General features: G+C 58.2%; 16 protein-coding genes. All 16 read left to right on the plus strand.

What is annotated here, in order from left to right:
* Positions 1-31: 31 nt before the first annotated feature.
* The 16 genes from gspG (at position 32) to AC0KVQ_RS03330 (ending at position 21,518) form a co-directional block, all read left to right on the plus strand.
* Entirely contained in the window at positions 32-481 is a 450-nt protein-coding gene (gspG, locus tag AC0KVQ_RS03255) for a type II secretion system major pseudopilin GspG (protein ID WP_473419685.1), read from the plus strand.
* Between the two features lie 26 nt (positions 482-507).
* A complete protein-coding gene (locus tag AC0KVQ_RS03260) occupies positions 508-1,671 on the plus strand; it encodes a type II secretion system F family protein (RefSeq protein ID WP_473419686.1) in 1,164 nt (387 codons plus the stop codon).
* A complete protein-coding gene (locus tag AC0KVQ_RS03265) occupies positions 1,668-3,386 on the plus strand; it encodes a GspE/PulE family protein (RefSeq protein WP_473419687.1) in 1,719 nt (572 codons plus the stop codon). The genes AC0KVQ_RS03260 and AC0KVQ_RS03265 overlap by 4 nt, the downstream gene beginning before the upstream one ends.
* On the plus strand, positions 3,367-4,104 hold the full coding sequence (locus AC0KVQ_RS03270) for a hypothetical protein (RefSeq protein WP_473419688.1): 738 nt from the start codon (positions 3,367-3,369) through the stop codon (positions 4,102-4,104). The genes AC0KVQ_RS03265 and AC0KVQ_RS03270 overlap by 20 nt, the downstream gene beginning before the upstream one ends.
* Positions 4,101-4,637: a hypothetical protein gene (locus AC0KVQ_RS03275; RefSeq protein ID WP_473419689.1), complete on the plus strand. Its 537-nt coding sequence runs from the start codon at positions 4,101-4,103 to the stop codon at positions 4,635-4,637. The genes AC0KVQ_RS03270 and AC0KVQ_RS03275 overlap by 4 nt, the downstream gene beginning before the upstream one ends.
* Positions 4,634-5,182: a hypothetical protein gene (locus AC0KVQ_RS03280; RefSeq protein WP_473419690.1), complete on the plus strand. Its 549-nt coding sequence runs from the start codon at positions 4,634-4,636 to the stop codon at positions 5,180-5,182. Before AC0KVQ_RS03275 ends, AC0KVQ_RS03280 begins: the two co-directional genes overlap by 4 nt.
* The gene (locus tag AC0KVQ_RS03285) at positions 5,176-5,703 is read left to right on the plus strand and encodes a hypothetical protein (RefSeq protein ID WP_473419691.1); all 528 of its coding nucleotides are present in this window, start codon (positions 5,176-5,178) and stop codon (positions 5,701-5,703) included. Before AC0KVQ_RS03280 ends, AC0KVQ_RS03285 begins: the two co-directional genes overlap by 7 nt.
* A gap of 49 nt (positions 5,704-5,752) precedes the next feature.
* The gene (locus AC0KVQ_RS03290) at positions 5,753-7,939 is read left to right on the plus strand and encodes a secretin N-terminal domain-containing protein (RefSeq protein ID WP_473419692.1); all 2,187 of its coding nucleotides are present in this window, start codon (positions 5,753-5,755) and stop codon (positions 7,937-7,939) included.
* A gap of 2 nt (positions 7,940-7,941) precedes the next feature.
* The gene (locus AC0KVQ_RS03295; protein ID WP_473419693.1) at positions 7,942-8,415 is read left to right on the plus strand and encodes a type II secretion system protein; all 474 of its coding nucleotides are present in this window, start codon (positions 7,942-7,944) and stop codon (positions 8,413-8,415) included.
* A gap of 3 nt (positions 8,416-8,418) precedes the next feature.
* A complete protein-coding gene (locus AC0KVQ_RS03300) occupies positions 8,419-8,844 on the plus strand; it encodes a type II secretion system protein (protein ID WP_473419694.1) in 426 nt (141 codons plus the stop codon).
* On the plus strand, positions 8,831-9,337 hold the full coding sequence (locus AC0KVQ_RS03305) for a hypothetical protein (RefSeq protein ID WP_473419695.1): 507 nt from the start codon (positions 8,831-8,833) through the stop codon (positions 9,335-9,337). The genes AC0KVQ_RS03300 and AC0KVQ_RS03305 overlap by 14 nt, the downstream gene beginning before the upstream one ends.
* Positions 9,338-9,751: 414 nt before the next feature.
* Positions 9,752-14,875 carry a DUF5801 repeats-in-toxin domain-containing protein gene (locus tag AC0KVQ_RS03310; RefSeq protein WP_473419696.1) on the plus strand — a complete coding sequence of 1,708 codons (5,124 nt, stop codon included), beginning with the start codon at positions 9,752-9,754 and terminating at the stop codon, positions 14,873-14,875.
* A 165-nt stretch (positions 14,876-15,040) separates the two neighbouring features.
* Positions 15,041-16,831, plus strand: coding sequence for a S8 family serine peptidase (locus tag AC0KVQ_RS03315; RefSeq protein ID WP_473419697.1), 1,791 nt, complete (start codon positions 15,041-15,043; stop codon positions 16,829-16,831).
* Between the two features lie 268 nt (positions 16,832-17,099).
* A complete protein-coding gene (locus tag AC0KVQ_RS03320) occupies positions 17,100-18,818 on the plus strand; it encodes a type I secretion system permease/ATPase (RefSeq protein WP_473419698.1) in 1,719 nt (572 codons plus the stop codon).
* A gap of 26 nt (positions 18,819-18,844) precedes the next feature.
* On the plus strand, positions 18,845-20,188 hold the full coding sequence (locus tag AC0KVQ_RS03325; protein ID WP_473419699.1) for an HlyD family type I secretion periplasmic adaptor subunit: 1,344 nt from the start codon (positions 18,845-18,847) through the stop codon (positions 20,186-20,188).
* Position 20,189: 1 nt separating this feature from the next.
* On the plus strand, positions 20,190-21,518 hold the full coding sequence (locus AC0KVQ_RS03330) for a TolC family outer membrane protein (RefSeq protein WP_473419700.1): 1,329 nt from the start codon (positions 20,190-20,192) through the stop codon (positions 21,516-21,518).
* The last annotated feature ends 39 nt before the right edge of the window (positions 21,519-21,557 follow it).

Below are 21,557 nucleotides of genomic sequence, written 5' to 3' on the forward strand. Positions count from 1 at the left end.
GAAAAAGCTCATCAGTGCGCAAGAGGACATCATGCTTACGATGCTGCATGAAGATAAGGAGCAGCAATCGGCTCCGGACCGATACCGTGGTTTCACACTCCTTGAGCTACTGGTTGTGATGGTCATCATCGGCTTGCTGGCTGGCTATGTCGGGCCGCGATTCTTCTCCCAGATTGGAAAATCCGAAGTAAAGACCGCCAAGGCCCAGATCGATGCGTTTGGCAAGGCACTGGACCAGTACCGCATCGATGTCAGACGTTATCCGACAACCGAACAGGGTCTACAAGCACTGAATGCCGCGCCAGCGGGGGAAACGCGCTGGCAGGGCCCCTATCTGAAGAAGGCCGTGCCACTCGATCCGTGGGGGCAGCCTTATCAATATCGCCAGCCAGGCGAACACGGCGAATATGACATCGTGTCACTTGGCGCAGACGGGCAGCTGGGCGGAGAGGGGCAAAACGCGGATATCGGCAACTGGTGAGGTCTTGGGCGAATATGCGATACCGTGTGAGAGCAATCGGACCTGATTCCGTTGTTGTTGAGACGGAGATCGAAGCTGCAGGCGAGGCTGAACTGCAGGCGCTGATTAGCGCGCGTGGTCTTTCCCTGCTGTCGTTCCGAAAACTGGGTATCACGCGTGGGCTCAAACACTTTCCGCTAAATCTGTTTAACCAGGAACTGCTCGTATTGTTGCGCGCCGGCATTCAGTTGTCCGAAGCACTGGATGCACTGGCCAAGAAGGAAAGAAGGCGCGCGGTGCGCATCACGCTCATCGATATGCGCCAATCGCTGCTGGCAGGCCAAACATTGTCCAGTGCACTTGAGCGTGCACCTACGTTGTTCCCGTCACTTTACATTGCCATGATCCGGGCCGCTGAACGGACCAGCGAACTTGAGAGCGCACTGGCACGCTACATCGGCTACACGCAGCAGGTGGACAAGCTGCGCTCCAAGCTGATCAATGCCACGGTCTATCCCTGCTTGCTGCTGGGCGTTGGCGGGCTGGTGGTGATGTTCCTGCTGGGTTATGTCGTGCCGCGCTTCTCGCATATTTACGAGGATATGCAGGGTGATCTGCCGTGGATGTCGCGCCTGTTTCTGGACTGGGGGCTATTCGTGGAGACGAACACGCTCCTGGTTGAAGCAATAGCAGTCACAGTTATCGTTGGGTTTATCGCTGCATTACGTAGTCCCTGGCTTTGGGCCAAGGTCATGCAGGAAGTGTGGCGTGTTCCAGCCATTGGCCGGCGCTTGCGCAATTATCAATTGGCGCGCTTCTATCGCATGCTGGGTATGTTGCTGACGTGCGGTATCGCCGTGGTGCAGGCGCTCAGCATGGTGGCGGGGTTGTTGCCCGTGCATTTGCAGGCCAATATCGGCAAGGCGATTGCAGGTATCCGGGAGGGGCAGGGCTTCACCGCTTCGCTGGCTGCTGCCGGTTTAACCACGGCGGTGGCCCAGCACATGCTGCAGGTAGGAGAGCGTGCAGGGAATCTGGGAGAAATGCTGATTCGTTCGGCTGAATTCCATGAAGAAACCACAGCACGCGAAGTCGACGTGCTGACACGCATGATCGGCCCAGTGTTGATGCTGCTGATAGGAGGTGTGGTCGGCCTGATCGTAGTGTTGATGTACCTGCCGATTTTCCAGCTTGCGGAGAGTATCGGATGACAACCGCAACGGATTCAGCGCCCCTGCCCAAGTCGGCCCCCCATCCTGTGGAGGCTTCTGAATCACCGGAAGCCTCCCCGTTCTCGGCAGAGGAACTGCAAATCGCGCGCCTTGCGGGTGGCCGGATGATTGACGCCTTAAGCAAGCTCGAGCACGACCCTGTACGTCTGGCGCTACGCATTGCAGCAAGCTGTGGACTCCGGGTAATTGATCCGGCCCAGCTTCTGGCCCTGCCGCCAGATTTCAACGCAATCAGCTTCGAAAGCGCGCTGGTGCGCGAAGCACTGGCGGTGCGATCAGAAACAGGCGAACTCTGGATCGTGATTGCCGACCCGTTCGACCAGGATCTGCTTGACGGCCTTGCAGCACGGCTGACTGAACCCTTCATACTTGCTGTTTCAGATCGCAATGATCTGACAGCCTGCATGGCCCGCCATGAAGATGAAGTCCGGCGTGTGGCAGGCATGGATAGTACCGAAGGTGCCGAGACGGGTGAGGGGGGTGTTGAGAATCTGTCGTTGCAACGCATCAGTACCGATACAAGCCCGGTGGTAAAGCTGGTCAATTCCACCCTTTATGATGCGATCAAGCAAGGCGCGAGCGATATCCATCTTGAAACCGTGCAGGGCGGGCTGGTGATCAAGTACCGTATCGATGGTGTATTGAGCCGCTTCGGTGTCGCCCCGGGCGTGGAAATGGCTGCACAAGTCATCTCACGCCTGAAGGTGATGGCAGAACTCGACATTGCCGAGTCCCGGGTTCCTCAGGATGGCCGCTTCAAGGTGCAGACTGCTGGGCGGGATATCGATTTCCGGGTATCGATCATGCCCAGTATCCATGGCGAGGATGCCGTGCTGCGGATACTCGACAAGGAACACCTGTCTCGGGAAATGAGTGTCCTGAGTCTCGAAACCCTGGGCTTTGATGTCAGATCGCGCAAGATTCTGCGTCGACTCGCCGAAGAGCCTTACGGCATGTTGCTGGTTACCGGTCCGACCGGCAGCGGAAAGACAACGACACTCTACGCAGTGCTCAGCGAAACCAATCGCGGCATCGGTAAAGTGGTGACCATCGAAGACCCGGTTGAATACCAACTCAATGGCGTTGTGCAGATCCCGGTCAACGAAAAGAAAGGGCTGACTTTTGCGCGCGGCCTGCGTTCGATTTTGCGCCATGATCCGGACACCATCATGGTGGGGGAAATCCGCGATGGGGAAACGGCCGAAATCGCAATCCAGGCGGCACTTACTGGCCATCTGGTGTACTCAACGATACATGCGAACAACGTGTTTGATGTGATTGGCCGCATCATGCACATGCATATCGATCCGTACAACCTGGTTGCGGCACTCAACGGTGTGCTGGCGCAGAGGTTGGTGCGTTTGAACTGTCCGCATTGCAGTGCATCCGTAACGCCCGATTTGCAACTCTTGTCGGATTCCGGGTTGGGAGATTGCTTGCATTTCAGGTTCCGCGCAGGCCAGGGCTGTGGACATTGCAGGGGAACAGGTTACCGGGGAAGGCGGGCAGTAGCCGAAGTGCTGGTCATGAATGATGAGATCCGCGAACTCATTCTTGCGCGTGCACCGGTCCGCAGCCTGCGCGAGGCAGCCAGGCTCAAGGGTTTCCAGAACTTGCGCGAGGCCGTGATCGAGCTGGTCGCAGCAGGGGAAACGACAGTAGAGGAGCTCAATCGTGTCACGCTCCACGGCTGACTGGCAGTTGCATCTCGAATCCGATGCCTGGAGGCTGCTCACGCCCGAAGGGGAGCAGCGTCATGCCTTTGCGGGAAGTCCGGAAACCGTACTGGCGAAATTTACGGGAACGGGCGTCCGCGGCAAACATGGCCTGCGGGTGGTGCTCGGCGATGCCTGGCTGCGTTATCTGATCCTCGACTGGCCTGCCGGGCTGCGCCGCGGTGACGAGCGACGTGGATTCATGCTGCACCGGTTTCGCCTGGTGCATGACATCACTGAACCGAACTGGATATTTGCCATGGACCGTGGGGTGGAGAACTATCCTGCCCTGGCTTGCGCAATGCCAGCCTGGTTGCTCAACGCGATACGTGATTTTGCCGAGGTGCGTGGTTTGCGCCTGGAGAGTGTGACGAGCGATTTCCCCGTGACCTTTGGCCGATTGCGACACCGTTTTGCAGAGCCGGCGGGGAGTCTGGCTGCCTTTGCATTGCAGCGTGATACCCGCCTGACGGTCGGATTGTGGCGGGACGGTGCATGGCTGGCTTTGCGCAGCCAGACTGTAGCGGTGCCAGATGTCGGTATGCTGGCTGCGATGCTTGAAGGCTGGCGGCTGAAGTTTGCGCGACCTGCCGCAGAAGGCGAGGGCAGCCAGGCCAGCGACAATATTCTCTACATGGCAGGCCCTGCGGTGCCGGTGCCGTCCGCGTGGCGTTGCGTGGCAGTGGAGGCTGCATGAAGCTGATTCGCAATGCGCCGCAAGCGCCTGATCTCGAATTCATTCCAGCCCCTCGTGGAGTCAATAGAAAAGGCTGGATGCTGCTGGCTTTCGCCGTGTTGACTGCACTAGCAGCTGCAACCCATCTTTATCTGCAACAGGCTGAAATCAACGCACTGCGTACCGAGCTTGCCGAACTGCGTTCCCGGCAAGCTTCCAGCTCGGCAAAGCCAGGCTTGACCTTGCCAGACCCGACCCAGGCCCAACTTCTTACTGCCCAGCTTGATGCCGATTGGGGCGGAATGCTGGCTGCGCTGGCCAAGCCCCTTCAGCCCGAATTGAGCATTCTCGAAATCCAGGCAGACACTGAGCGCGGCACCTTGCGCATTGTTGGTCAGGCTCCCTCGCTAGCGCTGGCCTTCCGATATGTCGAGCAACTGCAGGATCAGGCCGAACTACAAGGCATTGCGATCGACAGTTATGCCTGGCCAGAGGGGCCAAATGCCGGAAGCCTGGATTTCACCGCAAGCGGACGCTGGAGAGGCAAGCCATGATTCGCCTTGAAGCGCTGCGCGAGCAAGGCTCACGCTTGATCAGAAAACTGGGCTGGAGCGGGGCGCTGGGAATCGTCCTGCTCTTGGCTGCCCTGGCCAGCGGAATTGCCATGACAGCGCGCAATGCCGCAGAGCGGTCGGCACTGATTGCCCGGAAGTTGCAGTTGCAACACCCGGTTCAACCCGGCAATGGGGTAATTGCACCGCCCAGAACCAAAGCTGAAAAATTTTATGCCTGCTTTCCTGACCAAAAGGCTTTGCCCCAAAGCCTGGCCAAGCTGGCTGAAATTGCCGAGGCCAATTCCATCCAGGTTTCGCGCACCGAATACCGCACCAGTAATCAGCCCGGTACCCAATTGCTCCGCGTGAGCCTGACCATACCGCTGCAGAGCAATTACGCCGACCTGCATGCCTGGCTTGAAGAAACATTGGTCTCTATGCCCGAAGTGGCGCTGGAATCGATATCGATACGACGGGTTGAAGCTGGCGCTGATCTTGTCGAAGGCGAAGTCAGGTTCGCAGTGTTTGCGAGGCGCATATGGTGATTTTCAGAAAACTGTCTGCGCGACAGAAGGCTCTTGCTGGTGCATTGGCTGCAACCTTGCTTGCCACCTGGTGGGCCAGCTCGTTCAAAAATGAAAGCGAGGATCTTCTTGCACCAACGGTTCGCCGGCAGGCATCCACGGCCGCGACAGGCCCCCGCATCATCACCAGTGCGCCACAGTCAGCCGCCGCATCAACTCCGGGGCGGGCAGCCTGGCCGCAAGCAGGAGCGCTGTTGATTCCCGCTCCGCCACCCCCACCCAGCGTTGAAGCCCCGGTCACGCCCGTGCGCGCAGAGCCGCTACCACCCCTGCCATTCAAGTACGTAGGCGCCATCGGGGAAGAAAGCCAGCAAGCCGTTATCCTGATGCAGGGGGAGAACGTACACATCCTCAAGGCGGGTGAAAGTGTCGACGATCTTTACCGTATCGAGCGCATCACGCACGCACGGATCGAGTTTCTTTACATTCCGCTGTCTCAGCGCCAAACACTTGAGATCGCCCCTTATGAAAACCTACCCTAGACTCCCGCGATATCTGCCGCCACTTCTGGCGGGGCTGCTGACGGCATGCATGTCGGTTCCGCCCGTGGCGCAGGAATTCGTTTCTCCCGGCACAGATCCGGTCGAGGCCTTGGCAACACTGGAACAGCGTGTGCGTAGCGAACCTGGCAATCAGGAGCTTCGAGCCGTTTACCTGCGCCATCGCGATCGCCTGGCCCGCGAATATCTCCTTGCCGCAGACCAGGCGCGTATCCAGGGAGCGATGGATCGGGCAACACAGTTGCTGCACAAGGTGCGCGAATTCGATCCGGAAAACTACCGGGCCGGTATGGTGCTGGCCTCGCTGGCTGATGATAGCCGTCGCCTGGCCCGACTTGTCGAGGCGGAGGAGAAACTCAAACAGGGTGATATGGCGCAGGCAGAGCGCTTGGCGCGCTCCGTACTTGCCGAGGCGCCGGGCAATCTGCGTGCCCAGGGTTTGTTGCGCGATATCGACGAGAAACGGATACATGCGCAGCAAAACGAAGCAATGAGCAAAGGTGCCTTGGCGAAAAAAGTCACGCTGCAGTTTCGCAATGCCTCGTTGCGGGCGGTATTCGAAACACTGTCCCACGCCGCCGGCCTCAATTTTGTTTTTGACCGCGATATCCGCGATGACGTGCAGGTCACCTTGTCCGTGCGTGAAACCGAGATCGGCGAGGTGATCAGGCTGCTGTCACTGTCGCAGCAGATCGAGAGCAAGCAGATCAATGCCAACTCCGTAATGATCTACCCAGCTACACCGGCCAAGGCGCACGATTACCAGGACCTGGTGACACGCAGTTTTTACCTTGCCAATGCCGACGCCAAGCAGGTGCAGGCGTTGTTGAAGCAGCTGGTTAAAACCAAAGACATCTTCATTGACGAGAAACTCAATCTGGTCATGATGAAAGATACGCCCGAAGCGGTGCATCTGGCCGAACAAATGATTGCTGCGCTCGATGTTGCCGAGCCCGAGGTCATGCTCGAAGTCGAGGTGCTCGAGGTTACCCGCAGCAAGCTGCGCGATATCGGTTTCGATTTCCCAACCCAGATCGGCTATGGCGTGCTGGGCGGAACAAACGGCACCACGCTTCTGGATGGCTTTATCAATTTTGCCCCGCAAACGCAGGACTGGAACGCATTCGTTGCCAATCCTGCGCTGGTGTTGCGCCTGCGTGCAGAGGACGGGGATACCAAAACACTGGCCAACCCGCGGATCCGGGTCAAGAACCGCAACACGGCAAAAATACATGTCGGTGACAAGGTTCCGGTTTTTACCACGACTTCCACCGCCAACGTGGGCGTTGCGGCTTCGGTCAGCTATCTGGATACCGGCATCAGGCTCGAAGTCGAGCCCAGCGTGATGCTCGATGACCAGGTCTCGATGAAGGTGGGGCTTGAGGTCAGCAACATTATCCAGGAGGTGACGGGACCCCAGGATTCGCAGGCCTACCGCATCGGCACACGTAACGCGTCGACCACGTTGCGCTTGAGGAATGGCGAAACCCAAGTGCTGGCGGGGCTGATCAACGATGATGACCGGGTGGTCGAGAACCACCTGCCCGGCCTCGGAGATCTGCCCTTGCTCGGCAAGCTGTTCTCGGGGACCAACAACAGCAGCAGCAAGACAGAAATCGTTCTGCTGATCACACCGCACATCATTCGTAACGTCGTACCGCCGGTTTCCGCCCGCAGCTACCTGCCTTCCGGCACCGAGGCGGTCATCGGCGGAACACCACTGCGCATCGGGTCGACTGGCCCGGGCGAACTGGTCCTGCGAGGCATACCCGGGGCAGGGGCCGCCGCGCCCCCCGCCGGGCCGCCCGCCGTTGTCCCGGTCATACCGCCTTCCCCGCAGCAGGTGCCTGCCACTGCCGATTTGGCGCCGGAAACCGTCACGGTGCGCCTGACGGCACCCGAGGCGGCGCAAGCGGGCACCCAGTTGACCGTTGTCGCGGACGTGAGCGGCCAGGGGCGCCATGATGGCGGCCTGCTTGAAGTGGAGTACGACGCGACCAGACTTGAGTCAGTGGGCATTTCCGGTGCCGCGCCAGGGGTGGGGACGGTTTTACTGCAGGCCGGTGTCCTGCCGGGAAGCCAGTCCCTGGTATTCCAGGTCAAGCCCGGCGCCATGGGGGCGGCGGCGGTCAGCGTCAAGCGCGTGAGCTTCGCTGTCGGCACAAGGCAGATTGCCGCACCGGCGAGCGCCACGGCCACAATCACGATCAGGCCCTGATCATGCACTCGCTGCGCGGATTCACGCTCATTGAGATGGTGGTGACCGTCGCAATTGTCGGCATACTCGCTTCGGCGGCGGTGCCCATGGTTGAAATCAACGCCCGGCGCGAGCGCGAATCGGAATTGCGGCTTGCCCTCAGGCAAATCCGCAATGGCATCGATGCCTACCATGCTGCTTATCGGGCTGGCCGGATCGAGCAACGTAGCGGCGTATCCGGCTACCCGCCCGATCTGGGTGCGCTGGTGCGTGGCGTGGTGGATGTTACCGATCCGGAAGGGAAAATGATCTACTTCTTGCGGCGTATCCCGCGCGATCCGTTTTACCCCGATCCTGCCGTGGATGCCGAGCGCACCTGGGCCAAGCGCAGTTATGCCAGCCCGCCCGAAGCGCCGCGCGAAGGCGCAGATGTGTTCGATGTCTATTCCCAGTCGGATCGCACCGGTTTGAACGGCGTGCCTTATCGGGAGTGGTAAAGCATGAGCCGATTGACCCTTGCCCCGAAACGATCGCCCAGCTTGGGTTTCGCCCCCAAGGTACGCGCCGGTTTTACCCTGATTGAGTTGCTGGTGGCGATGGCAATCATTGCCACCCTGATGTCCATTGCCGCACCACGCTATTTTGACCATCTCGATCGCGCGAGTGAGAACACGCTCAGGCAGTCGCTGGTTGTAATGCGTGATGCGATCGATAAGTTCCGCGCGGATACCGGAGCCTATCCGGCAAACCTCGCAGACCTGGTGGATCGTCGCTATCTGCGCAAGATACCTGTCGACCCGCTGACTGATTCCGCCACCAGCTGGAAAATCGTCCCGCCACCCGAAGGCGAGCGTGGCGGAATGGGTGATGTGCGCAGCGGCGCCCCCGGTACTGCACGCGATGGGAGTGCGTATGCCGATTGGTAACGGGCGCAAATCGCCGCAGCGTGGCGTCACTTTCCTGATGATGCTGTTTCTTGTTGCGGCAATGGGCCTGATAGCAGCACAAGCCGGCATCGTGTGGCAGATGGCCAGTCAGCGCGAGCGGGAAGCCGAGTTGCTCGCCATCGGTGTCGAGATGGCGGGCGCGCTGGCCCGCTATCGCGATGAAACGCCGGTTGGCATGCCGTCCGCACCGACCAGCTTGCAGCAGCTCGTTGAAGATCGCCGTTTCTCCGTACCGCGACACCACCTGCGGCGTATCTACCGCGATCCTTTCACCAGTCAGGCCGATTGGGGGGTGGAGCGTTTGGGTGAGGGCATTGTTGGCATACACAGCTTGTCCGGCCAGAGCCCGATCCGCCGCCATAACCTGCCACCCGAAATCGCGACCGCTGACGGCGCCGCCTCTTACCGTGATTGGATCTTCAGACCGGTTTTATCCGGGAGCGTGGGCACGCCTGCCACCACACCGCGCTGACCATCAAATCTGCGCATCCGCTTTCCTGCGAGGCATCCGAACCCGGCATGCCTTCTCTTGCCGCGTCTATCCGCAGTTCATGTAGGAAAAATCCGACACACGTAGTCCAAAATTCCTACGCTGGCACGGAATATTTCCTACAAATTGATCCAAAACAATTTCTGATAATTAGACAAACAAGATTTGCCCTTAACGAATTTAACAGACGATCAGTCAGTAGAGCAGTTGCTTATCAACTCTACCTTTCAACTCAGCGTTATTTGCAATTTCACCGGCGATTGTATTTTTTCAACACCGCCTTGAATTTCACTCAAGCCAAGCGGCTGCGAGACAGGGATTCAAGGGGTATGGGCCGCGTCAATGCCTGCATCACAGGGCCATTGATGACGCAGCCTTTGAATGGAGCAAGCCATCATGAGTATCAAGAAAATCCCGCTGTTTAAGACAGACACGCTGAATTTCCTGTCTGCCGATGATCCCGACTTAACCGCGATCACTGCCTTGAGTGTTAGCACAGTGACGACAACGGGCACCGAGGTCACGGTCGATGAATCGGCTGGTCTGCAAAATGCAACGGACACACCAACGCCGGCAGGAGATGCTGACGACAATGATACGAATTTGACACTGCCGACCGTGTTTTCGACGGCTTTGGCTGCCCAAACCCTGGTAGGACCCATGCTCCAGGCAGCACTAAGCGGCTATGACGGTGCGAACACCGGCCTGAACGTGATCACGATCAGCCCCAGCACCACCGGCCAAGTTCCAGAGATTGGCTTCACTCTCGCCGACGGTGAGGGCACCGATAGCGGTCTGGTCGCCATTTTCCTGTCGGGCAGTGACTACTCCTACCGCAAGATCTTCCTCTACACCGATCCGAACAACGACAACATCGTCTATGGCCGGGCAGGGTGGGATGGAGTTGAAGGTGCAAGTGACGATACGCCGCTTATCACGAGCGACGATACCGCCAACCCGGATGGCCAGATCGTATTCGCGATTTACCTCGAAGAAACCGGCACGCCCGTGACGGGCGCCAAGATCTGGACCACGCTATACGCCCCGCTCAAGCATGGCGACACCACGAGTTATGATGAAGCGATTGACTTGACCGACAAGGTTTACATCTCGGCCCAGACGGATTTTGAAGTCGACCTGAGCAACGCGCCTTCCGGTCAGAACCTGTTCCTGATGTTTACCAAGGCCAATCCGGCAACCTACGATGATGGCGGCATCACCAGGATATCGGACCCCGCCATCATTGCCACCGGCAGAGATCCGGCCGACCAGTCCGCAGGTATCAAGATCACCGAGGGCGACACGATCAACACCAGCAAGGGCGGTGGCCCGACGACCTTTGGTACCAACAACCAGATGATCGTGGAAGGCGAGGGCATCACTTTCACCTTTGTCACCGGGGCCAATCAGAATTACACCGTTCCCTACGAGGATCAGAACGAGGCGGACGTTGAAGCCAATATCGACTTTACCGGCGTCTTCAACGTGAACCAGGCCCAGTTCGACGTGGTTCAACTGCAGAGTGGCAAGAGCGCTGTGGTTCTGATTACCGCGCTTAACACTTCCACTACTTTCAAGGGGGCAACGTTCATCGACGGTTATGCTCACGATTCAACCGTTGAAATCGACGTTGCAGATGTCCAGGTCTGGAAAGGTGGTGTGGATATCACGGCTAGCTTGACCCTCACGCAGGTCGGCGACTCTGTTCGGATTGCAGGCGTCACCGCAGACAGCACGATTGTCTACTCGACTGACGACACGCATAACCGCCTGCTCGTTTCCCATGATGGTTCGGGCTCTGGCAACGCCAGCGCCGATTTCGACATCGGCGGATTCAAGCTGACCGATATCACCACCGAAAATGTTGAAATCGGATCCAAGATCAACTTTGAAGACGACGGCCCGGGCGAAACCCTGGCCCCGAATACGCCACCCTCCGCCACGATCTTTTTTGATGATACGGATCTGCAATCCGGACCCCAGTCCAAGGTGCAGCACTACACTGTTGCCTTTACGCCTGACCACCAGAGTGGGATCGAAGGGCCGGTGCTTTCCTCGAGCTTTGCCTTTACTGCGCCATCCTGGGCTGGCAGTGCTGCGGATAGCGGCCTGCTGGATACCCTGAGCGGCAACAAGATCTACCTTTATTGGGATATCAATACCACTACGGGTGACGGCGAGATCCTCGCGCGCGTGGGAACGAACAGTGGTGCCGATCCGGCCGGGGCTGTGGCGTTCAAGTGGGTTGTCGACACGCAGTGGACAGGGGACACGCCCACGCAGGTCGATGTGACCGCGTATTTCTATCGCGCGATCCTGCACGATGATGTGAACGACCACCAAGAAGCCAACGACGACGGCACCAATGCTGGTGACGATGCGCCCGACCAGACGACTGATCCGGTTCAGCAGGAACTTGCAGGTTTGATCTTCTCGATCGTACGCACCGATACGTTGACCGATGCCGATAGGGACACGTTTGAAGTTTCCTCTGATCCTCTGATCATCGCCCAGCCGCTGACCTTCTTTGACGACGGCCCGTCGTTCGATGAAGACCTGACGGCAGTCCCGACGCTGACGACGGACGATACGGATATTCCGGATTCGGACGGCCCGACCAGCTTTGCCAATCTGTTTACACCGGATTACGGCCAGGATGGCTTCCTGGATGCCGACGATGACGACGTGATCGATGACGACGCCTTAGTGTATGCGTTGGGCGTCAAGGACGATGGCACGGATGTCGCCAGCGGTCTGTATGACACCCTGACCGGGGATGCCGTGGTGCTGAACAAGGTTGGCGACGACGTTGTCGGCACGGTGATGGGAACCAGCACAGAAGTGTTCCGTATCACGGTGAACCAGGACACGGGCGAAGTCTCGCTCAGCCAGAGCCGTTCCGTGGTGCATGACGATCCGCTTGATCCGGATGAAGCGACTTCGCCGGCAGGTCTGGCAGCAGCCGATCTGATTACGCTGACGGCGACCATCACTGACGGCGATATGGATACCGCATCCGATACGCGCAATATCGGTGATGCCTTCAAGTTCGAGGACGACGGCCCGTCGTTCGATGAAGACCTGACGGCGGTACCGACGCTGACGACGGACGATACGGATATTCCGGATTCGGCCGGCCCGACCAGCTTTGCCAATCTGTTCACGCCGGATTACGGCAAGGACGGCTTCCTGGATGCCGACGATAACGACGTGATCGATGACGACGCACTGGTGTATGCGCTGGGCGTCAAGGACGATGGCACGGATGTTGCGAGCGGACTGTATGACACCCTGACCGGGGATGCCGTGGTGCTGAACAAGGTTGGCGACGACGTGGTCGGCACGGTGATGGGAACCAGCACAGAAGTGTTCCGTATCACGGTGAACCAGGACACCGGCGAAGTCTCGCTCAGCCAGAGCCGTTCCGTGGTGCATGACGATCCGCTTGATCCGGATGAATCGACTTCGCCGGCAGGTCTGGCAGCGGCCGATCTGGTCACGCTGACGGCGACCATCACTGACGGCGATATGGATACCGCATCCGATACGCGCAATATCGGTGATGCCTTCAAGTTCGAGGACGACGGCCCGTCGTTCGATGAAGACCTGACGGCGGTACCGACGCTGACGACGGACGATACGGATATTCCGGATTCGGCCGGCCCGACCAGCTTTGCCAATCTGTTCACGCCGGATTACGGCAAGGACGGCTTCCTGGATGCCGACGATAACGACGTGATCGATGACGACGCACTGGTGTATGCGCTGGGCGTCAAGGACGATGGTACGGATGTTGCGAGCGGACTGTATGACACCCTGACCGGGCTGGAAATTGTCCTTAACAAGGAAGGCGACGATGTGGTTGGCCGGGCCGGTTCCGGCGGTGCGGTGGTGTTCACGATTTCGGTGAACACCGACACGGGCGCGGTTTCGATCACGCAATCGCGTGCGATCATGCATGACGACATCAACGATCACGACGAAGCCAATGACGACGGCACAGCTGGCAATGACGATCCGGCGGTCGATGATGCGGCAATCCAGCAGACCATGGCGGCCAACCTGATCACGCTGACTGCGACCATCACCGACGGCGATTACGATACTGCCAGTTCGACCCGCAATATCGGTGACGCCTTCCTGTTCCTGGATGACGGACCTGATCTGGCTTTCGGCAACCTGGTCGGTACGGGGACTACTGAAGCCCAGTATGGCGCATGGAGCCAGGATCCTGGCGCGGATGGCGCGTCCAGCCTGACTGTCATGCTGGACGAATTCCGTCTGATCAATGGCGGGACGCACATTGGCACAACCACGTTTGAAGAAACGTCGCCTGGTTTCTACGAAGGTACCTTGACAGGCGACTTCGACAACAACGCGGCCACCCCTGATGCGAGTGTGGGCTTCAGTCTTGAGGTGAAGGGTGACGGTAGCTACGTATTCATGCTGGATGAACAGGTTGCATCGGAGATTACGTTCAGCAGTGCCGACGGCAAACTGGATGCCGGCGGTCCGGATCCGGTACGGACCCTGACTATTCCGGCTACGGCGGTTCCGCCGGATGGCGAACAGGTTGTCTTCTTCGGGGTGCAGGCTGGTGCAAATGTTGACGATATCTGGGATGCGGTTGGGATCGGTGAGTCGGATCCGACCGAGGCTGAGGTCGAGAGTGGTGGCTATGCCTTCCTTGGGACAGCCAACATGAATGTCAGCACCTCGGGGATTGGCGTTGGCAACAACAACATGAACGGCAACACCAATCCTGCTCCGGAAGGCACCGATGAAAGCTTTGTCGTCAATCCGGAAACCCTGATGACCAAGGTAACGGTGTATATCGACAATAGCGTGCAAGGCTACGATCCGGCTACCGAGACCCTGTACTACCGGATTTTCTACGCAGACGGCTCGGTGTCGGATCAGATGCAGGTCGAGGCTGGCGATCTGCAGACGTACACCTGGGCACCTGAATTTGCCGGGGATACCAAGACTGCGACGGAAAAACTGGTTGATGGGTTGAAGTACTTTGAAATCACCCAGGAAGCAGGCGAGACCAGCATGATCGACGCGGTGCAGATCACCATGGGCAAGGGTGTCACCAAGATTCCGGTGATCGAGTTCACTCAGGCGACTGAGGTGGCGGCGAATGACATCGAGCTCGACTTTACTGCGAAGCTGACCGATGGCGATGGCGACTGGGTAACCAGCGATTTCACGATCAACCTGTTTGCTAACGATCTGGGCACGATACCGGACTTCACGATGATGGGAACCGACGGAGAAATGGATTCCTTCAATGTCGACCTGACCGAGCTCATCGGCGGCAGTTACGGCATCATCGATGGGTTTGATAAACCCGCCGATCAACTGCTTCTCCTTGGCGATGCGGGCGCTACATTTGAATTGACTAACCCAATCGCTGGCAGCACTCGCATTACGGTCACGGAAAGTGACGCTGATACGACCATTATTGACGTGGTAGGTGTCGTTCTGGAAACGACTGACGTCATGATTATCGGCTGAGCCTACATGGCCAAACGGGGCAAACCGGGGCATTTCGCCCCGGTTTCATCACGTGGTTTCAGGTGTACTTGCGGGCCAGCTTTGGGGCCGATACGCGGTAACACCCACTCAAATATGCACCCGTATACTTGCGGATGAGGAGCCGCAAGGGGAAAGGGGATTATCATGAAAACACCGCGCCTGCACCAAAACTTCACCTGGAAGTTTGCCTTGGTCGCGCTCATGTCGGCAGCCTGTTCTTTGCCCGCATTGGCAGCACCACCAGTCAATACCGAACCACAATGGGTTCCTGGCCGTCTGCTGGTCAAACCCCGTCCCGGCCTTTCCGAAGCCGAATTCGACAAGATCATCAAGCAGCACGGCGCCAGACAGCTCGGCAAAATCCAGGGTATCGACGTTCGCATCATTCAGCTGCCGGCCCAGGCTTCCGAGAAAGCCGTTGAAGCTTTGCTCAAGCACAACAAGCATTTGAAATTCGTCGAGCGTGACTATGCTCTGAGGCCGGATTTCACACCCAACGACCCGAATTTTTCCTACGAGGGTTATCTTTCCACCATCGGTGTGCCAACCGCATGGGACCTGAGCCATGGCGAGAATGTGACGATCGCGATTCTCGACTCCGGTGTTGATGGTACCCATCCCGATCTGGCATCGAAGATGTTGGCGGGCTGGAATTTCTACGACAACAACGCAGATACCTCGGATGTTTTCGGGCACGGTACTAAAGTTGCCGGAGCAGCCGCTGCGATTACAGGTAATGGTGTCGGTATCGCGGGTGTTGCAGGGGCGTCGAAGATCATGCCGATTCGTGTTGCCGATGCGACGGGCATGGGTTATCTGAGCTTGATGGCGTCGGGTCTTACCTATGCCGCAGACAGCGGCGCCAGGGTGGCCAACCTGAGTTTCCAGGCCGCAGGTGGCTACTCAACCGTCCAGACAGCGGCACAATATATGAAAAACAAAGGAGGATTGGTCATAACGGCTGCGGGCAATGTCGGGGTCGAACAGACCTTTGCCGCCAGCCCAAGCAATATTGTCGTGTCTGCGACCTCGGGAGACACCATTACGGTCTGGTCAAGTTATGGCGCCTTTGTCGATGTAGCTGCGCCCGGCAGCAATATCTATACGACCGTCAAGGGCGGTGGTTATGGCTATGCGTCAGGCACCTCACTGGCATCACCGATCACTGCTGGGGTCATCGCGCTGATTATGGCGGCGAATCCCAGACTGGACCCGACTTCGCTGGAAAATGTGCTGTTTTCGACTGCCACAGACCTTGGTTCTGCAGGATTCGATATCTATTACGGCAATGGTCGCATCAATGCCTCCGCTGCGGTCAATGCGGCTGCTGCCGCACCGGTTGCCGACACGACCGCGCCGACGGTGGCATTCAGTTCACCCACAAGCGCAAGTACGGTCAGCGCCCTGGTGGCTATCGATGTTTCCGCAAGCGATAATCTGGCGGTCGCCCGGGTGGATCTGCTGGCTAATGGCACAAAGGTTGCGAGCGAATCCATCGCGCCCTACGCTTTTTCCTGGGACAGTACCAGCGTGCCGGACGGTGCTGCCACGCTCGCCGCCTACGCCTACGATGCAGCCGGAAACTACTCGGCAAGATCTGTCAGCGTGACCGTGGCGAACCAGACCGCGACAGTCAGCCCGCCGCCACCTCCGCCGGCAACCGACACGACAGCCCCTGTCGCGAAGATAAGCAGTCCTGCGGCTGGCGCGAAGGTCAGTGGCACGGTGTCTATTTCAGCCTCCGCAACGGATAACGTCGGGGTTAGCAAGATGCTGCTCTACATTGATGGCAAGCTCGTCCGCAGTGTCACCACGGCTAGCCTTACCTATAGCTGGTCTACCCGGAAAATCGCAACCGGCTTGCATACGCTTCTGATTGAAGCCTACGACTCGGCAGGCAACAAGGGCACGACCTCGATCCAAGTGACGCGCTGATCAACTTGCCGGTAACTCACTCTGGGCGGACAAGGAATTCCTTGTCCGCCCTGTTGTTTGCAGTGCGAACCTTTCTGGCGCAACCATTTCGCTCAAGGGCTGGTGCGATTCTGAGCTTTCATCCAACACGGGCGGGGAATGGCCGTTGATCCCCCCTAAAGGCACTAAAAGCCCGACTTTCGGCTAACAGTTGCATATCCTTTTAATAGATTTTCTCTCCAGACGGCACTTGGAAAACAACCGATATCTACGTGAGGGTTTTCCCATCATGAAACATTGGTTACAGCCTCATTCCGAACTCGCACGCAGCCTGATGACTTTCAGGAAGACCTTTTACCGATTGGCAGCATTCAGCGCTGTCATCAACCTGCTGATGCTTCTGCCAGCAATCTACATGCTGCAAGTCTATGACCGGGTGCTGCATAGCCGCAATGAAACCACCCTGTTGATGCTGACCCTGATGGTGGTGGGGCTGTATGGCTTGATGGCGCTGCTGGAGTTTGTGCGCTCTTCGGTGATGATCCGGGTGGGAAACCGGCTGGATATGCAGCTTAATTCCCGCATCTTTACAGCAGCCTTCGAGCGCAATCTGCGCAAGAGCGGTGCCAATCCGGGACAATCCTTGCAGGACTTGACCAATGTCCGGCAGTTTCTGACCGGCAATGGTCTGTTTGCCTTTTTCGATGCGCCTTGGGCGCCTATCTATCTGGCGGTGACTTTCATGTTCCACTGGATACTGGGAGTGTTCGTTCTCGCGGGTATGCTGATCCTGTTCCTACTGGCCTGGCTGACCGAAATCAGTACCCGCAAGCCGCTGGCCGAGGCTAATCAGGCATCGATGGCCGCAACCAGCTATGCCAACAACAATCTGCGCAATGCCGAGGTGATCGAGGCGTTGGGCATGCTGGCCGCCTTGCGCGAACGCTGGTTCGGCTTCCAGCGCAAGGTACTGGAAAAGCAGACCGAGGCTTCAGATAAGGCAGCGCGCATCAATGCGATGACCAAGATGATCCGCATTAGCCTGCAATCTCTGGTGCTGGGCGTAGGGGCCTTGCTGGTGATACAGGATGAAATCACCCCCGGCATGATGATTGCCTGCGCCATTCTGCTTGGCCGTGCCCTGCAGCCAGTGGAAATGGCGATTTCCACCTGGCGACAATTGATCAATGCCCGCGCCGCTTATCATCGCCTGGATGCATTGCTGCAGGAATTTCCGGCACGTGAAACCGGTATGCGCCTGCCTCGGCCGACTGGCCATGTCGCGGTGGAAAATGCCACGGCCATGCCGCCCGGTGCACAAACCGCCGTGTTGAAGAACCTGAATTTTGCGTTTAATCCGGGGGATGTGGTCGGCATCATCGGGCCAAGCGCGGCGGGAAAAACCTCGCTGGCACGTTTGCTGGTGGGGGTATGGTCTACGCAGGCTGGCAAGGTTCGCCTGGATGGGGCCGAAGTCTATCACTGGAGCAAGGACGAACTGGGCCCGCATGTTGGCTATCTGCCGCAGGATATCGAATTGTTCGACGGCACGATTGCGGAAAATATCGCACGATTTGGTGAGTTGGATTCCGACAAGGTCATCGAAGCAGCGAAACGTGCTGGTGTGCATGAAATGATTCTGCGTTTGCCGCAGGGTTATGACACGCCATTGGGCGATGCCGGCAGCGTACTTTCCGGCGGTCAAAAGCAACGCATTGGGCTCGCGCGTGCGCTGTATGGCAATCCGGTGCTGGTGGTGCTTGATGAGCCCAATTCCAACCTGGATGACGTGGGCGAGCAGGCGCTGCTGCAGGCGGTGGCCGATCTGAAGCAGCGTGGCGCAACGGTGGCGTTGATTTCGCAGCGCACCAACATTCTCAATGCTGTGGACAAATTGCTGGTCTTGCGTGATGGGCAAGCCCAGGCATTCGGCCCGCGTGATGCAATCCTGAATGCCATGGTGCAGACCGCGAGCACGGTACGTGCAGCGCCTTCGGCCAGTGCCTAGTGCCGGTTTTCGATGGGGTAAAAACCATGAAACAATCCGAAGATCAATTGCCACAACCCGCTCAACCGCTCACCAAGACAACCGTAGACACCGATGAGCGCAAGATCAGTCGGCGCGGCATGTGGATTCTGTTGCTGGGGTTTGGCGGATTCATGGCATGGGCGGCACTCGCTCCGTTGGACGAAGGAGTGACTGCGCACGGCACTGTCACGGTTGCCGGCAACCGACAGACCATTCAGCATCTCACCGGCGGAACCATCGAAAAATTGCTGGCCAAGGAAGGTCAGCAGGTGATGCGTGATCAGTCATTGATCGAATTGAACAGTACCCAGCCCAGTGCGCAGCTCGGCATTACGCTCACGCAATATATCAGTGCTCAGGCAGTAGAAGACCGCCTGCGTGCAGAGCGGGGCGGCTTTCCTCGCATCAGTTTTTCTGAAGCGCTGACAAGGCTGGGCGATGATCCGCGCATCGAACAGGCCAAGGCTTTGCAGACGCAATTGTTCAATTCGCGCCGGGCGGCGCTGCGCAGCGAATTGGGCATACTCCAGGAGAACCTGCGTGGCATGACCGAGCAGTTGAGTGGCTATCAGAATCTGAAAGCCAGTCGTGAAGCGCAAGGCAAGTGGCTGGCTGAGGAACTGAAAGGGGTACGCGATCTGGCCGGGGAGGGCTATGTGCCCAAAAACCGCCTGTACCAGCTTGAGCGAGATGCGGCGCAATTGCAAGGTGCACTGGCTGAAACCATCGCCAACATCGGCCAGGTACAGAACAGCATTTCCGAAGTAAAGCTGCGAATGCTGGCAAGGCAGCAGGAATATCAGCAGGAAGTGGAATCGCAACTGACCGATATCCAGAAGGAAACCCGGACCTTGGCAGAGCGTTTGCAGGCATTGCAATACGAGGTTGATCACGCCGTGATCCGCTCGCCGATGGATGGGATCGTTGTGGGGCTCAAGGTGCATACGGTAGGCGGGGTGGTGCCGCCGGGGCAGCCGCTGATGGATATCGTGCCGCAAAACGAGCCATTGATCATCGAGGCCATGGTTGATCCGTCGATGAGCGCCATGGTACGTCCGGGTATGCCGGTCGATATCCAGTTTCCCGCACTCAACCAGAACACAACGCCGGTTATTCCAGGCGAAGTGCAAACCTTCTCTGCTGATCGTCTGGTCGATCAAAAGACTGGTGCCTCGTATTTCCTGGCTCAAGTCAGGGTAACGCCCGAAGGGATGAAGCGCATTGGCAGTGAACAAATCAGGCCCGGCATGCCAGCTGTGGTGGTGATCAAGGCTGGTGAGCGCACCATGCTGGAATATCTGATCAAACCGATGACTGATCGCATGCGCTTGTCCTTCAAGGAGAAATGAGGTGAACCTCCCACGATGCGCTTTCTCCCTCTCGGTATTGCTCGTCGCCATGTTTCCTGTGTCGGCACAAGCCTTCGGGCTGCTTGAAGGATTTCGCCTGGCGCAACGCAACGATGCCGCTTTCCGTGCTGCCCTGGCCGAGCGTGATGCTGGCGAAGCCAATCGGGCACTGGGCCGTGCTTATCTGCTGCCGGTGATCTCGGCCAATGTCAGCAGAAGCAATGTCACCGGTGAGCGCCAGATTGGCAGCAGCACGACTGATCTGGATTACACCAGTAAAAGTGCGGCGCTGCAGTTGCGCCAGCCGCTGTTCAATATGGAGCGCTGGGCGGAATACCAGCAGGGCTTGGCCAAGGCTGACTTCAGCCAGTCGGTATTCAGCCGCAAGGAAAAGGATTTGGCCAGTCGCTATGTCCTGGCGTATCTCGATCTGCTGCTGGCTGAACAGAATCTGACCCTGAACGAAGCCAAGATCCGTGCGTTATCCGAAGCCCGCCAGCAGGCGCAGCGGCGGCTGGAGCGCGGCGATGGCACGATCATCGATGTGCGCGAAGCCGAAGCACGCCTGGCACTGGCCGAGGCCATGCAGGTGGAAGTGCAGAATCAGCGTGTCGTTGCCGAACAGGCACTGGTGGTGTTGACGGGAGAAGCGCCGCGCCGGCTGGCCGAACCCGGGCAGGAAATGAGCCAGCATCTGGGTGTGGCCGGCTTGTTGCAGGAATGGCTGGCGCGTGCTGGCCAGAACAGCCCGGATATTCTGGCGGCACAAGGCAAAGTGGATATTGCACAGCAGGAAGTTGCCAAAGCGCGCGCCGGGCATTATCCCTCACTGGATCTGGTGGCCAGCCACAGCCGCACTTCATCCGATACGGTTTCCACGCTCAATCAGAAAAACAAGCTCAATGCGGTCGGGGTGCAGTTGAGCATTCCGCTGTATGCCGGCGGGTATTCCAGTGCCTTGAGCGAACAGGCTGCGGCCAGTCTGCGTCAGTCCATGGCCGAGCTGGATGAAGTGCGTGCGAAGACCGCGCTGGATGTTTCGCGCCAATTTCATGGGTTCAGCAGCAACAGCAGCAAGATCCTCGCGCTGCGGACAGCCGTGCACTCAAGCGAGCAAGTTCTGATCGCCAACCAGCGCGGACTGGATGCCGGAGTACGCACCAGTATCGATGTTTTGAATGCGCAAGAGCAGTTGTATCAGGCGCGTTATGACCTGGTGGAGGCCCAATACAAGCAGCTGGCAAACTGGGTTGAGCTGCGCGCCAGCAGCGGCAGCCTGAGCGATGCCGACATCACACAGCTCGATCAGGGATTTGTCTGGCGCAAGTGATGGACGGAAATGCAGGAGAGTGGCTTTCGCGTACAATCC

It is taken from the genome of Formivibrio sp. oc-25 (assembly GCF_055810895.1).

Coding starts and splice junctions, on each gene's coding strand:
- AC0KVQ_RS03320 (WP_473419698.1), top strand. CDS start 17,100: ATGAAACATTGGTTACAGCCTCATTCCGAACTCGCACGCAGCCTGATG.
- AC0KVQ_RS03285 (WP_473419691.1), top strand. CDS start 5,176: ATGGTGATTTTCAGAAAACTGTCTGCGCGACAGAAGGCTCTTGCTGGT.
- AC0KVQ_RS03280 (WP_473419690.1), top strand. CDS start 4,634: ATGATTCGCCTTGAAGCGCTGCGCGAGCAAGGCTCACGCTTGATCAGA.
- AC0KVQ_RS03310 (WP_473419696.1), top strand. CDS start 9,752: ATGAGTATCAAGAAAATCCCGCTGTTTAAGACAGACACGCTGAATTTC.
- AC0KVQ_RS03290 (WP_473419692.1), top strand. CDS start 5,753: ATGTCGGTTCCGCCCGTGGCGCAGGAATTCGTTTCTCCCGGCACAGAT.
- AC0KVQ_RS03275 (WP_473419689.1), top strand. CDS start 4,101: ATGAAGCTGATTCGCAATGCGCCGCAAGCGCCTGATCTCGAATTCATT.
- AC0KVQ_RS03295 (WP_473419693.1), top strand. CDS start 7,942: ATGCACTCGCTGCGCGGATTCACGCTCATTGAGATGGTGGTGACCGTC.
- AC0KVQ_RS03315 (WP_473419697.1), top strand. CDS start 15,041: ATGAAAACACCGCGCCTGCACCAAAACTTCACCTGGAAGTTTGCCTTG.
- gspG (WP_473419685.1), top strand. CDS start 32: ATGCTTACGATGCTGCATGAAGATAAGGAGCAGCAATCGGCTCCGGAC.
- AC0KVQ_RS03300 (WP_473419694.1), top strand. CDS start 8,419: ATGAGCCGATTGACCCTTGCCCCGAAACGATCGCCCAGCTTGGGTTTC.
- AC0KVQ_RS03325 (WP_473419699.1), top strand. CDS start 18,845: ATGAAACAATCCGAAGATCAATTGCCACAACCCGCTCAACCGCTCACC.
- AC0KVQ_RS03265 (WP_473419687.1), top strand. CDS start 1,668: ATGACAACCGCAACGGATTCAGCGCCCCTGCCCAAGTCGGCCCCCCAT.
- AC0KVQ_RS03305 (WP_473419695.1), top strand. CDS start 8,831: ATGCCGATTGGTAACGGGCGCAAATCGCCGCAGCGTGGCGTCACTTTC.